Origin of the sequence: Pseudothermotoga lettingae TMO (genome assembly GCF_000017865.1) — a bacterium.
Lineage (GTDB): Bacteria > Thermotogota > Thermotogae > Thermotogales > DSM-5069 > Pseudothermotoga_B > Pseudothermotoga_B elfii.
On the sequence record NC_009828.1, the window covers coordinates 2,005,384 to 2,018,821 of the forward strand.

At 46.6% G+C, this 13,438-nt stretch carries 8 protein-coding genes, 2 tRNA genes and 3 rRNA genes; 3 read left to right on the forward strand and 10 right to left on the reverse strand.

What is annotated here, in order from left to right; translation table 11 throughout:
* Window positions 1-5 precede the first annotated feature (5 nt).
* Window positions 6-995 carry an ABC transporter ATP-binding protein gene (locus tag TLET_RS09935; protein ID WP_012003964.1) on the forward strand — a complete coding sequence of 330 codons (990 nt, stop codon included), beginning with the start codon at window positions 6-8 and terminating at the stop codon, window positions 993-995.
* A 13-nt stretch (window positions 996-1,008) separates the two neighbouring features.
* Complete coding sequence (locus TLET_RS09940) at window positions 1,009-1,212, forward strand: heavy-metal-associated domain-containing protein (protein WP_028843631.1); 204 nt, start codon at window positions 1,009-1,011, stop codon at window positions 1,210-1,212.
* A gap of 504 nt (window positions 1,213-1,716) precedes the next feature.
* Here TLET_RS09940 and rrf read toward each other — a convergent pair.
* From rrf to TLET_RS09990, 10 genes are all read right to left on the reverse strand, one after another.
* Window positions 1,717-1,833: ribosomal RNA gene (rrf, locus tag TLET_RS09945) — 5S ribosomal RNA — on the reverse strand.
* A gap of 40 nt (window positions 1,834-1,873) precedes the next feature.
* A 23S ribosomal RNA gene (locus TLET_RS09950) occupies window positions 1,874-5,640 on the reverse strand.
* 37 nt (window positions 5,641-5,677) lie between these two features.
* Window positions 5,678-5,753, reverse strand: a tRNA-Ala gene (locus TLET_RS09955).
* 5 nt (window positions 5,754-5,758) lie between these two features.
* A tRNA-Ile gene (locus TLET_RS09960) sits at window positions 5,759-5,835 on the reverse strand.
* A gap of 45 nt (window positions 5,836-5,880) precedes the next feature.
* Window positions 5,881-7,435: ribosomal RNA gene (locus TLET_RS09965) — 16S ribosomal RNA — on the reverse strand.
* Together the 16S, 23S and 5S rRNA genes with 2 tRNA genes alongside form the textbook arrangement of a ribosomal RNA operon.
* Window positions 7,436-7,675: 240 nt before the next feature.
* Entirely contained in the window at window positions 7,676-8,380 is a 705-nt protein-coding gene (locus TLET_RS09970; protein ID WP_012003967.1) for an ABC transporter ATP-binding protein, read from the reverse strand.
* Complete coding sequence (locus TLET_RS09975; protein ID WP_012003968.1) at window positions 8,367-9,137, reverse strand: ABC transporter ATP-binding protein; 771 nt, start codon at window positions 9,135-9,137, stop codon at window positions 8,367-8,369. The genes TLET_RS09970 and TLET_RS09975 overlap by 14 nt, the downstream gene beginning before the upstream one ends.
* A 3-nt stretch (window positions 9,138-9,140) precedes the next feature.
* A complete protein-coding gene (locus TLET_RS09980) occupies window positions 9,141-10,190 on the reverse strand; it encodes a branched-chain amino acid ABC transporter permease (protein ID WP_012003969.1) in 1,050 nt (349 codons plus the stop codon).
* Between the two features lie 12 nt (window positions 10,191-10,202).
* Window positions 10,203-11,081, reverse strand: a complete 879-nt coding sequence (locus TLET_RS09985) for a branched-chain amino acid ABC transporter permease (RefSeq protein WP_012003970.1) — start codon at window positions 11,079-11,081, stop codon at window positions 10,203-10,205.
* A 44-nt stretch (window positions 11,082-11,125) separates the two neighbouring features.
* Window positions 11,126-12,247, reverse strand: a complete 1,122-nt coding sequence (locus tag TLET_RS09990) for an ABC transporter substrate-binding protein (RefSeq protein WP_012003971.1) — start codon at window positions 12,245-12,247, stop codon at window positions 11,126-11,128.
* A 168-nt stretch (window positions 12,248-12,415) separates the two neighbouring features.
* Between TLET_RS09990 and ltaE the strand changes: the two genes are divergently transcribed.
* Window positions 12,416-13,432: a low-specificity L-threonine aldolase gene (ltaE, locus tag TLET_RS09995; RefSeq protein WP_012003972.1), complete on the forward strand. Its 1,017-nt coding sequence runs from the start codon at window positions 12,416-12,418 to the stop codon at window positions 13,430-13,432.
* Window positions 13,433-13,438: the final 6 nt, after the last annotated feature.

Below are 13,438 nucleotides of genomic sequence, written 5' to 3' on the forward strand. Positions count from 1 at the left end.
GGAAAGTGAGCTTACTTCGTGTTTCAAACCTGAAAAAATACTTTGCTGTTAAAAGAAGCGCGGGAGAAATATTAATGAGAGTTCCGCAAAAATTTGTCAAAGCTGTCGATGGTGTTTCTTTTGAGATAAACGAGGGAGAGACTTTCGGGTTAGTAGGGGAATCAGGAAGCGGAAAAACCACAACAGGCAGGCTTGTTCTCAGATTGATAGAACCAACTGAGGGAACTATAGAATTTGACGGGGTTGATATCACCAGATTGAGTAACAATGAGATGAGATCCTTCAGAAGGAAAATGCAGGTAATCTTTCAGGACCCTATGGCTGCCCTGAACCCCTATATGAAAATAGGGGATGCCGTGAAACACGGTCTGGAAATACACAACATTGGAAAAAGCGAGCAAGAAAGAAGGAATATGGTTCTTGAGATGCTCGAAAAAGTCAATCTTCAACCGGAAATTTATTCTCGTTATCCCCATGAACTTTCCGGTGGTCAGAGGCAACGTGTAGTGATAGCCCGAGCACTGATTTTAAAGCCGAAATTTGTTGTTGCCGATGAGGCACTGGCCATGCTCGATGTCTCTGTAAGGTCACAACTTCTAAAACTCCTTCTTGATTTGAAAAAAGAAATGAACCTGACCTTTTTGTTTATAACTCACGATCTTGCAACTACCAAATACATCTGCAATAAAATAGGGGTAATGTACCTTGGAAAATTTGTTGAAATAGGTACATATAATCACATCTACAAATCTCCCATGCATCCGTACACTAAAGCTCTGATATCGGCTATTCCAGAGCCAGATCCAGATATCATGAGCTCAAAAAAAAGATTTATCCCTGAAGGAGAAGTTCCAAATCCAATCAATCCACCAAAAGGATGTCGATTTCATCCAAGATGTCCTTTTTCAATGAGCATCTGTGGTTCAGTTGAGCCTGAACTTGTTAAAATGGAAGATGGTAGAATTATTGCGTGCCACCTTTACAAATCTAACTAGGAGGAAGAAGATCATGAAATATTCACTGAGAGTCCCGGATATTTCGTGTCAGCACTGTAAAATGAGAATTTCGAAAGTATTCGATGATATCGGGTTGAAGGAGTATGAGATCAGCATTGAAAAGAAAACTGTTATTGTTGATACTGAAGATATCAAAACAGTCTTGAGCAAAATGGAAGAAATAGGATATCCCGTGGAAAGTTATGAAGCACTTTAACCAGAGACAAAAATTTTCCACTTTTATAAGTGGATAATGAATATCGTTTGCTCTCAGCACATAATGTCACAACTTAACACTAAGAGAACGGATAATTTGTATGTCTGTTCACAGTAAGAATATAAATGCGGCAAAAATAAAATTAGCCATGTGTTAATATAACAGCTCTTTGAGCGTGGAAAATCTGACAGCAGAAGCTACTTTGACTGTGAAAACCACTTCTATAAGCAATGATAGTTTATGATCCCCCGCCGGGAAAACCCATGATTTTCAAACATGAGACGAAAGGCAGGATAGATACCTGATAAAAAAATAGGAAAAGAGAGTATACTAAAAAATAGCCTGGATATCCAAGCTATAGGGGTGGACCACTCCGATCTTAAACCTGCGGCGAGACGAAAGTTTTTGTGAAGCAGGAAGCCCACTTTTTTAGAAATGGGGGGAGGTCAAAGATAGCAAAGCAATACAAAAAAAGAGGCTGCTTTAAAGCAGCCTCTTTAAATCCCCGGGCACTACCTACTCTCACATGGAGTCGCCTCCATACTACCATCGGCCCAGAGCGGCTTAACGGCCGGGTTCGGAATGGGACCGGGTGTTTCCCGCTCTGGTATCTGCACCCGAGGAAACCTGAAGGATCACTGGAAACTGCATAGGAAGCTGTAAGGTCAAGGCCTCGGCCTATTAGTACCGGTTGGCTCAACACCTTACGATGCTTACACCACCGGCCTATCAAGGTCCTATTCTCGGACCGGCCTTACTCCCTTAAGGGATGGGAGGTCTAATCTTGGGACGCGCTTCCCGCTTAGATGCCTTCAGCGGTTATCGCTTATGGGCATAGCTACCCGGCGTATGCCCCTGGCAGGACAGCCGGTACACCAGAGGCCCACTCTCCCCGGTCCTCTCGTACAAGGGGAGACCTCCCTCAAACCTCCTGCGCCCGCGGCCGATAGGGACCGACCTGTCTTACGACGGTCTGAACCCAGCTCACGTACCCCTTTAATAGGCGGACAGCCTAACCCTTGGGACCTGCTTCAGCCCCAGGATGGGATGAGCCGACATCGAGGTGCCGATCCTCGCCGTCGATGTGAACTCTCGGGCGAGACTAGCCTGTTATCCCCGGGGTAACTTTTGTCCGTTGTCGACGACCCTTCCACTCGGAGTCGCCGGGTCACTAGGGCCGACTTTCGTCTCTGCTCGACCTGTCGGTCTCACAGTCAGGCCGGCTTATGCCCTTACACTCTTCGGTGGATTTCCAACCCACCTGAGCCGACCTTCGCGCGCCTCCGTTACATTTTAGGAGGCGACCGCCCCAGTCAAACTGCCCACCTGGCACTGTTCCCAACCTGCTCTTCACAGGTTCAGGTTAGAATTCCGACACACCGAGGGTGGTATCCCACCGACGGCTCCCCCGACCCTGACGAGCCGGGTTCACAGCCTCCCACCTATCCTGTACACGATGTGTCAGAATCCAATACCAGGTTGCAGTAAAGCTCCACGGGGTCTTTCCGTCTAGCCGCAGGTTGTGGGCATCTTCACCCACACTGAAATTTCACCGGGTCCCTCGCCGAGACAGTGCCCCAGTCGTTACGCCATTCATGCAGGCCAGAACTTACCTGGCAAGGTATTTCGCTACCTTAGGACCGTTCGTTAATACTTCATTCACCTCAATTGAGGCTATCCCATTTTAGGCCCTATGTTACCATAGGGATTGGACCATATCATCATCCATGGGTCGGCGGCGCATCCCCGTTTGGGGTCAAACCCATGTGATGCTCGGCGTATGGTCTCTGAGGATCCTCATCTAAGCTACCCAAAACTTCCTGATCGGTGTGTTTTCGCTTTGACCGATTATTACTCATTTGATTCCTCAAAGATAATATCTTTTCAATGCCTTCCTTTGTCGTATGTTCAGATCTTCCAATTATTTCTACAACTTTTTTGAATTTTGAATATGAATTTTTCTTGGCTGCAGAAAGAAATCTGAATCTGTCAAAGAAAGGTATCACATTTTCCACAATCGCGTTGAAATTACCTACTTCATAGTACCACACACCATCTTTACGCTGACGGAGAGTTCCACAGTTCAAATACCTTTTAAAAAGTGCAAGCACTACCTTATCTTTATTCGAGACATTGAAAGCTACAGATATCTTCCAACCACTTTTATAATCATCTTTCTTTCTTACAACAACCATGAAACTCCCTTCTCCGTCTGCAAAGCCTGCAAGGTAGTAACCTATTTTCGGTGGAATTCTTTTAACGTCCAGCATGGAAAATTCTCCTTAACTTAGATGAGTTTCCTGCGGGTTGTCTGGCGCTTTCGCACTCCGTGGGATTGTTACCACACCTGTGGTACCCACCGGCACTCCAGAGTTTCCCGCATACAGCCGAGTTTTTTACCGTAACTACAACGGTCTTTATAGTTACGGCCGCCGTTTACCGGGGCTTCGGTTTGGAGCTACGCCTTGCGGCCTCACCCCTCCCCTTAACCTTCCGGCACTGGGCAGGCGTCAGCCCCTATACATCCTCTTTACGAGTTTGCAGAGGCCTGTGTTTTTGGTAAACAGTCGCTAGGGCCTTGTCACTGCGACCGCTTCAGGCTCCCTCAGTTTCCAGGTTGCCCTTTCCCCTGAGTTCACCCTACTGCGGCACCCCTTCTCCCGAAGTTACGGGGTTAATTTGCCGAGTTCCTTGGCGAGGGTTATCCCGCTCCCCTTAGCTTTCTCAGCTCGCCCACCTGTGTCGGTTTGCGGAACGGTCACCTGCAACCTCGAACGGTACGCGAGGCTTTTCTTGGCAGCGTGGGGTCAACGCCGTTGGACCCTCACGGGTCCTTCCCATCACGGCTCAGACTCCAGGTGCGGATTTACCTACACCCATCAACGCCCTAACCGCTTGGAAGGGAATGCCACTTGCCCTCGGCGCTTACCCTTCTGCGTCACCCCTCGCACCTCGATTACAGGTGGTGCTGGAATATTAACCAGCTTCCCTTCGGCTATCCCTTTCGGGTTCACCTTAGGGTACCGACTAACCCTGGGAGGACGACCCTTCCCCAGGTACCCTTGGGCATTCGGGGGGAGAGATTCTCACTCTCCTCTCGCATACTCATGTCCGCATTCTCACTTCCGCCTCGTCCAGTAGCCCTCACGGGTCTACCTTCACCCTACAGCGGAAAGCTCCCCTACCGCCTGTACATAGTGTACAGACCCATGGCTTCGGGGGATGGCTTGAGCCCCGTTACATCTTCGGCGCAGTGCACCTCGACTGGTGAGCTGTTACGCACTCTTTAAAGGATGGCTGCTTCTAAGCCAACCTCCCAGTTGTCTGGGGTGCACCACATCCTTTCCCACTTAGCCATCTCTCTGGGCCCTTAGCCGATGGTCTGGGCTGTTTCCCTTTTGTCCATGGAGCTTATCCCCCACAGACTTCCTCCCGAGTTTTATGTACAGGGATTCGGAGTTTGACAGGGTTCGGAGGTTACCCCCCTAGCCCTATCAGTGCTCTACCCCCTGCACAGACCACTCGAGGCCGCACCTCAATGCGTTTCGGGGAGAACCAGCTATCACCGGGTTCGGTTAGCTTTTCACTCCTACCCCCAGGTCATCCGAGGATTTTTCACTATCCATCGGTTCGGACCTCCAGTGGGGTTTAGCCCACCTTCATCCTGCCCAGGGGTAGCTCACCCGGCTTCGGGTCTGCCACCAGTGACTTGCGCCCTATTCGGACTCGCTTTCGCTACGGCTCCGCCTCTACCGGCTTAACCTTGCCACTGACGACAACTCGCGGACTCATTAATCAAAAGGCACGCCGTCACCCTTGCGGGCTCCGACTTATTGTAGGCATGCGGTTTCAGGTTCTATTTCACTCCCCTCCCGGGGTTCTTTTCACCTTTCCCTCACGGTACTCGTGCACTATCGGACGATGGAGAGTATTTAGCCTTGGAGGGTGGTCCCCCCAGATTCCCGCAGGATTTCCCGGGTCCCGCGGTACTTGGGAACACAGTTCAAGGAGTCTTCTCCCTTTCGCTTACGGGGCTGTCACCCTCTCCGGCCCATCTTCCCAGATGGTTCAGCTAAGGAGAAGATTTGTAACTCCCCGGCGAGTCCGTAGCCTCGCCCAACTGTGTCCCACAACCCCAGTGCAACAACGCCTACGGGCTTGAACATCGCACTGGTTTAGGCTTTTCCCCTTTCGATCGCCTCTACTCAGGGAATCTCGTTTGATTTCTTTTCCTCGGGGTACTGAGATGTTTCACTTCCCCCGGTTCGCACCTTTCGGCGACTGGTCTTACGACCAATCAGGTTTCCCCATTCGGGAATCCCCGGATCAAAGCCTGTTTGCGGCTCCCCGAGGCTTATCGCAGCTTACCACGCCCTTCATCGCCTTCCATCGCCAAGGCATCCACCGCATGCCCTTAGTACCTTGACCTTTTCGCTTCCTATGCAGTTTTCAATGACCCTTCCATTGGTGGAGACGAGGGGATTCGAACCCCTGACTTCCTGCTTGCAAAGCAGGCGCTCTCCCAGCTGAGCTACGTCCCCGCCCATGGTGGGCTCGGGAGGATTCGAACCTCCGACCTCACGCTTATCAGGCGTGCGCTCTCACCAACTGAGCTACGAGCCCGCTTGAGCCACTCAAATATGGATAGCAGTCCCGATTTCTCCCTAGAAAGGAGGTGATCCAGCCGCACCTTCCAGTACGGCTACCTTGTTACGACTTAGCCCCCCTCGCCAGATTCACCTTCAACACCTTCCCTCCCTTTCGGGTTAGGATAGGCGTCTTCAGGTGCCCCCGACTCGGGTGGCTTGACGGGCGGTGTGTGCAAACCCCGGGAACGTATTCACCGCGGCATGGCTGATCCGCGATTACTAGCGATTCCGGCTTCACGCAGGCGGGTTGCAGCCTGCGATCTGAACTGAGGATGGTTTTGGGGATTGGCTCCCTCTCGCGAGGTCGCGACCCACTGTACCACCCATTGTAGCGCGTGTGTAGCCCAGGGCATAAAGGGCACGAGTACCTGACGTCGTCCCCTCCTTCCTCCGGCTCGTCGCCGGCGGTCCCCTTAGAGTGCCCGGCCGAACCGCTGGCAACTAAGGGCAGGGGTTGCGCTCGTTGCGGGACTTAACCCAACACCTCACGGCACGAGCTGACGACGGCCGTGCACCACCTGTGCAGGCTCCCTTTCCAAAAGGAAAGGGTCCCTTCCCTTTCGGGTTGGTACCACCTGCATGTCAAGCCCTGGTAAGGTTCTTGGCTTAGCATCCAATTAAACCACACGCTCCACCGCTTGTGCGGGGTCCCGCCAATTCCTTTGAGTTTCACCCTTGCGGGCGTACTCCCCAGGCGGCCCACTTAACGCGTTAGCTACAGCACGGAGGAATGACTCCCCCACACCTAGTGGGCATCGTTTACGGCTAGGACTACCCGGGTATCTAATCCGGTTTGCTCCCCTAGCTTTCGGGCCTCAGCGTCGGGCTTGGCCCAGGAGACCGGCTTCCCCACCGGCGTTCCTGCTGATATCTACGGATTTCACCCCTACACCAGCAGTTCCGTCTCCCTCTACCAGCCCCAAACCCAGTAGTTTCGGGCGCAATTCCACAGTTGAGCTGTGGGATTTCACACCCGACATACTGGATCGCCTGCGCCCCCTTTACGCCCAGTGAATCCGGGTAACGCTCGCCCCCTACGTATTACCGCGGCTGCTGGCACGTAGTTAGCCGGGGCTTTCTCGTGAGGTACCGTCATCGATCTGGCATTTCCTCCAGATCTTATTCGTCCCTCACAACAGAGGTTTACACCCCGAAGGGCTTCGTCCCTCACGCGGCGTCGCTGGATCAGGCTTTCGCCCATTGTCCAAAATTCCCCACTGCTGCCTCCCGTAGGAGTAGGGCCCGTGTCTCAGTGCCCTTGTGGCCGGTCACCCTCTCAGGTCGGCTACCCGTCGTAGGCTTGGTGAGCCATTACCTCACCAACTACCTGATGGGCCGCGGGCCCATCCCTCAACGAAGCAAACGCTCCTTTCATCCAGCAACTGTCGTCACCGGATAATATGGGGTATTAGCCGGAGTTTCCCCCGGTTATCCCCCGCTGAGGGGTAGGTTACCCACGTGTTACTCACCCGTGCGCCGCTGGTACTCCCCCCGAAGGGGTTTCCCCGCGCGACTTGCATGTGTTAAGCACGCCGCCAGCGTTCACCCTGAGCCAGGATCAAACCCTCCACAAAACTTATAGTGAAGGTTTTGATTCCTGACTTTCAATTATATTTCGATTGGCGGGACTGCTATCCACATTTCAATGACCCAGGGACACAATACTCCTGGTCTTAACAAGACCTTTTCTACTTCTATTCAATTCGTAAGACCCATCATTTTCATCATCTTATTCGAGCGACCGGATATCATAGTATCACTTAGTCAACACAGTGTCAAGTTACGAAAAAGTAAACACCGCACAAATTTTAAATTCAGCCTCCAAGATACGCATACTTCACCTTTTCATTGTTCAAAAGCTCTTTCCCGTTACCGTGCAAAACTATCCTGCCAGTTTCAACAACATATGCATAATCCGCTATATTAAGCGCTGCATAAGCATTCTGTTCAATTAAAAGTATTGTTTTACCCTCTTTGTGTATTTTTTGGATTATCTCAAAGAGCTCTTCGACTATTATCGGCGCCAGTCCCAGGGATGGTTCATCAAGCATCAACAAATCCGGCTTACTCATCAACGCTCTTCCAATAGCAAGCATCTGTTGTTCACCGCCTGATAACGTTCCACCTTTCTGATTAACTCTCTCTTTAAGCCTTGGAAACAAAGAGAAAACGAATTCCATATCTTCTTTTATGCCATTTTTATCCGATCTCTGATAAGCTCCTATCAGTAAATTTTCATATACGGTAAGATTCGGAAAAATTCGCCGGCCTTCCGGAACCATCGTAATTCTTCTGGAAACAATCTGATTTGTCGGTTTGTTTGTAATATCTTCGTCATTGAATAAAATCTTCCCGGATCTGATCTTCACAAGACCGCAGATGGCTTTCAGAGTTGTCGTTTTTCCTGCACCATTTGAACCAATCAAGGCAACTATACTACCTCGGTCCACACGAAAAGAAATACCTTTGAGTGCTTTTATTGCACCATAATTTACGCAAAGATCATTAACCACGAGCATAAGCACCACTTCCCAAATAAGCTTTTATAACTTCCGGGTTATTCTGAATTTCCAGGGGTGTTCCGCGAGCAATAATGTTTCCATGATCAAGAACAGTTATTTCTTCGCAAATTCCCATGACTACTTTCATGTCATGTTCTATTAGAAGAATTGTCAGATCAAATTCATTGCGTATTCTGACAATAAATTTCATCAGGTCTAATGTTTCTTCCGGGTTCATGCCTGCAGCAGGTTCGTCAAGCAAAAGTAATTCGGGTCTTGTAGCAAGCGCGCGAGCTATCTCTAATTTTCTCTGGTGACCATAAGGCAAGGAACTTGCACGTTCATTCCTTAATTCATACAACCCAACAGCTTCCAGTAACTTCAAGGATTCTTCCGTTATAGATTTTTCCTGTTTTGAATAACCGGGAAGGTCAAACACAGCAGATAATATTGATGCCTTTAACCTGAAATGGCATGCAACCCTCACATTATCAAGAACGGTCATTCTGTAGAAGAGTTTTATGTTTTGAAAAGTTCTCGCCACCCCAAGTGACGTTATTCTGTGAGGTTTTTCCCCAGTGATTTCACGATCTTTAAAGTAAACTCTGCCATTTTCTGGTCTATAAACACCAGTAATAATATTGAAAATAGTCGTTTTTCCCGCACCATTAGGTCCTATAAGGCCAGCAAGTCTCCCCTTTTCAATATTAATTGATACATCATTAACGGCTATCAATCCACCAAATTTTTTTGTCACGTGATCTAATTTCAGCATAATTCATTCTCCTTTTTTCACCCTTCTACTTTTCAAAATTAAAAACATACCTTCCCAAGAAAATTCTCTGTCCCCGAGTATTCCATGTCTGAAAAATAGTACTGCTATCATCAAGATAATCGAAAAAATCAGCATCCTCATGCCAGCTATTCCAGGAATCGTAATACCAAATAAAGTCATTGGCGTCTCGACAATTCTCAACCATTCCATTAAAAAAGCTATCAAAACACCCGATATCACAGTACCAGTTATGCTTCCAAGCCCACCAAGAAGAACTATCAAGACTATTTGGAATGTAAGCATTATGTTGAAAGCATTTGGATCTATCGTCATCACCAAACTTCCAAGCAAACCACCCGCAATACCAGCAAAAAAAGCTCCTACCACAAATGCCAAAACTTTATGGAAAAACAAATTTACCCCCATAGCCTCCGCTGCTTCTTCATCATCTCTTATAGCTTTGAGGGCTCTCCCATAGCTGGAGTCGATTAATCTCTTCACAAAAAAGATCGTGAAGATAGCCAGTCCCCAGCTCCACCAGAGATTCGTATATGTCGGCAAACCTTTTAAACCAAGAGGACCATTTGTCACACTTTGAAGGTTGTTAAACAGAACTCTTATTATTTCCGAAAATCCGTAGGTAACTATGGCAAGATAATCCCCCTTAACTCGCATACATGGTGCCCCAACCAGAAAACCAGCACCTGCAGCAAGTAGTCCCCCTATAAGTAGAGCTGGAAAAAAAGGAATTTGAATCTGATTTAGAGGCCAGATGAGTGGTTTTATAAAAAAATTCATCGCTTTGAGTTCAGGAGACATGTAAAGTAGCGCTGAAGTATAAGCGCCTATCGCCATAAAACCGGCATGTCCTAAGGAAAATTGCCCTGTGAAACCATTTATCAAATTCAAACTAACTCCAAGAATAACATATATAGCGGCAACATTCATGATTCTTAGAATATAAGCATCAAAATTGCCCTGTGCGTAAGCAATGAATAAGAAAAATGCGAATACAGTTGCCACACTAAGCCAGAAGGAGCTTTTTCTGTACATTGTTACAACCCCCTATGCTTCACCAAACAAACCTTTTGGTTTGAAAAGAAGCACTAAAACAAGCATGATAAAAATGAAGGCATCTCTGTATCCTGCCAGGTCGGGTAAAAAAGCGACAAGCAAAATCGAAATCATACCTATTAAAAAACCACCCGTCATTGCACCTTTAATGCTTCCAATACCTCCTATTATCGCTGCCGTAAAAGCGCGCCACCCCGGGAAAACCCCCATGAATGGCCATATTTGAGGATATCTCAAAGCCCAGAATATGGCACTAATAGCAGCGAGAGCAGATCCAACAGCAAATGTAAAAGTAATAGTTCTATCCACATTTATGCCCATTAATTTTGCTGTATCAAAATCATGTGCAAGAGCTCTCATTGCCAGACCCATTTTTGTTCTGTAAACGAGATAATTCAAAAATAATAAAGCGACTATCGACACAACAATTGTAATTATTGTTACAAATTGTATTCTCACATTATATATTTCTATCGTTCTGTTCAGAACATTTGGTTGATAGAAAGGCTTTTGTCTTCCCCCAAACACAACTGTTGCAAAATTTTCCAGCAGGAAGGACATTCCGATTGCTGAACACAGCGAAGAAATTCTCGGTGCGCTTCTTAAAGGTTTGTAGGCAATCTTTTCAACAGAAATCCCCAGGAGAATTGTAAGAAAAATGGCAAAAACAAAAGATAACCACCACGGAATTGAAAAAAGCGTAATGCTGTAATAAACGAAAAATGTAGCCATCATGAATATGTCACCATGAGCAAAATTAACCAGCTTAACCACACCATAGACCAAAGTATAACCGATAGCTACAAGACCAAAAACAAATCCTAACGCTATACCATTCGCCAGATGCTGTAAAAATAGAGTCCAGTTCATTTCAGCACCTCCGAAAGGTGCAGGCGTTCTGCCTGCACCGAAAGTTACTCACTAGGTCTAACTGTTGCAACATAAACAAATTTACCGTCTTTCACCATCCTTATAACAGCATCTTTCACCGCATCGCCGTTTTGGTCGAGCGTTATGTAGCCCGTTGCGCCTTCAAAATTCTTGGTAGTTGCGAGTGCGTCCCTGATTGCCTTTGGATCTGCAGAATTTGCCCGTTTAATGGCATCTATAACGAGCATGTATGCATCATAACCAAGAGCAGCAAAAGCACTTGGATCTTTGCCATATTTTTCTCTAAAGGCTTTTATAAATTCCGCGGCTTTCGGTGTTGTCACTGCTTCTGTGTCGAAATGGGTGCTGAAATAACTGCCCTCGACAGATTTTCCACCAACTTCAAGGAACTCCGGTGCCTCCCATGTGTCACCACCCAAGAAAACCTGTTTCATTCCGAGCTCACGTGCCTGTTTTATGATAAGAGCAGCCTCACCGTACGCCGCAGCAGGTATGAAAATCACATCTGGATTTTTACTGTTAGCAAATGTAAGCTGAGCTGTAAAATCCTGATCGCCAGTTTGATAGGAGATCACACCCAGAACAGATTTGTTATTTTTGGTCAATTTTTTGAAAGCTTCCTGAAAATAATGTGACAAACCTACAGAATAATCTGAGGCAATATCCTGTATTACAACAGCCGTTTTTGCACCAAGTTTTTCAACAGCAAATTGAGCCATAACAGTACCCTGAAATGGGTCGATAAAACATACTCTGAAAGCAAATGGTTTTCCAAGGGTCACTAACGGATTTGTTGGCGAACATCCAACCATTGGAACTCCAAGCTTATTAGCAACTTCACTACCAGGTATTGCAACTGCACTACCATAACTACCTATGATTGCTACAGCTTTGTGATATTCAATCAATCTTGCAACAGCATTTGCCGCTTCAACTTTGTCACTTTTGTTATCCACCAGAACAAGCTCAATCTTTCTTCCAAGAACTTCTTTTACCTGTTCATACGCAAGGTTGATGCCTTCCATGGTCATCTGTCCACCAGCTGCATACGGTCCCGTCATGGGTTCATAAACTCCGATAACTATAGGTTCAGCAGCAAAACAAAGCACCATAGCAAATAACATAAGAAAAGATAGCCACCTCATAAATACACCCCCTCCAAATGTGGTTTTTCACAAATATTTAAGATGAAAAACACCTTTTCGCCGAGAATTATAACATAAAATACACTTAAATATCTTTTTCAAAATTTTCCATGCGGGATTTTTTACAAAGGTTAGCTGTATAATATTTATGTTTATGGAGGGATTGAAGTGATAGACCTTCGAAGCGATACTGTCACAACCCCAACAGAGAAAATGAGAAGATCAATGTTTGAAGCAGAAGTTGGAGATGATGTGTATCAGGATGACCCCACAGTTAACAAATTGCAGGAACTCGCAGCCGAAAAAATAGGCAAGGAAGCTGCCCTTTTTGTTCCGTCTGGCACCTTTGGAAATCAGCTTGCTATATTCACCCATACACTCAGAGGAGATGAAGTCATAGTGCCTTCTTCAAACCACATTTTTGTTCATGAAGTGGGCGCACCTGCCGTAATATCAAATGTTCAACTTCGAACAATAGATGATCCTTACGGTATGCCCTCCATCGATAAAATAGCAAAGGCAATAAGAAATGAAGACATACATAATCCAAGAACAGGCTTGATTTGCATGGAGAACGCTCATTCAAGTGGAAAAGTAATACCGATAGATTATTTAGAAAATGTTCACAAACTTGCGAGAAAATGCTCAATACCGGTTCATTTAGATGGTGCAAGAATATTTAATGCAGCTATTGCATTAAATGTAGATGCAAAGCAAATAGCTTCAAGTGCCGACTCAGTTATGTTCTGCTTATCCAAAGGACTTTCTGCTCCAGTTGGATCAATTCTGGCAGGTACAAAAGATTTTGTCGCGAAAGCCAGGAAGGGAAGAAAATTAATGGGTGGAGGAATGAGACAGGCTGGAGTTCTCGCTGCTGCCGGGATAATAGCACTGAATGAAATGATAGACAGACTTGCCGAAGATCATGAAAATGCAAAGTTGCTGGCAAATCTTCTAGATGAAATCCCTCAGATTCACGTTTTGAAAGATCAGCTCGATATAAACATGGTGTTTTTCAGTTTTAATACCATTGAACCAGAAATTTTTGTTGGTAAAATGTTAGAAAATGGCGTGAAAATCAATCCACCTCATGAAGGCATATACAGATTTGTGACTCACAAAGATATTTCAAAAGAAGATATTTACACAGTTGTGAAAATTATAAAAAGGATAGTAAAAATCTGATTCGGC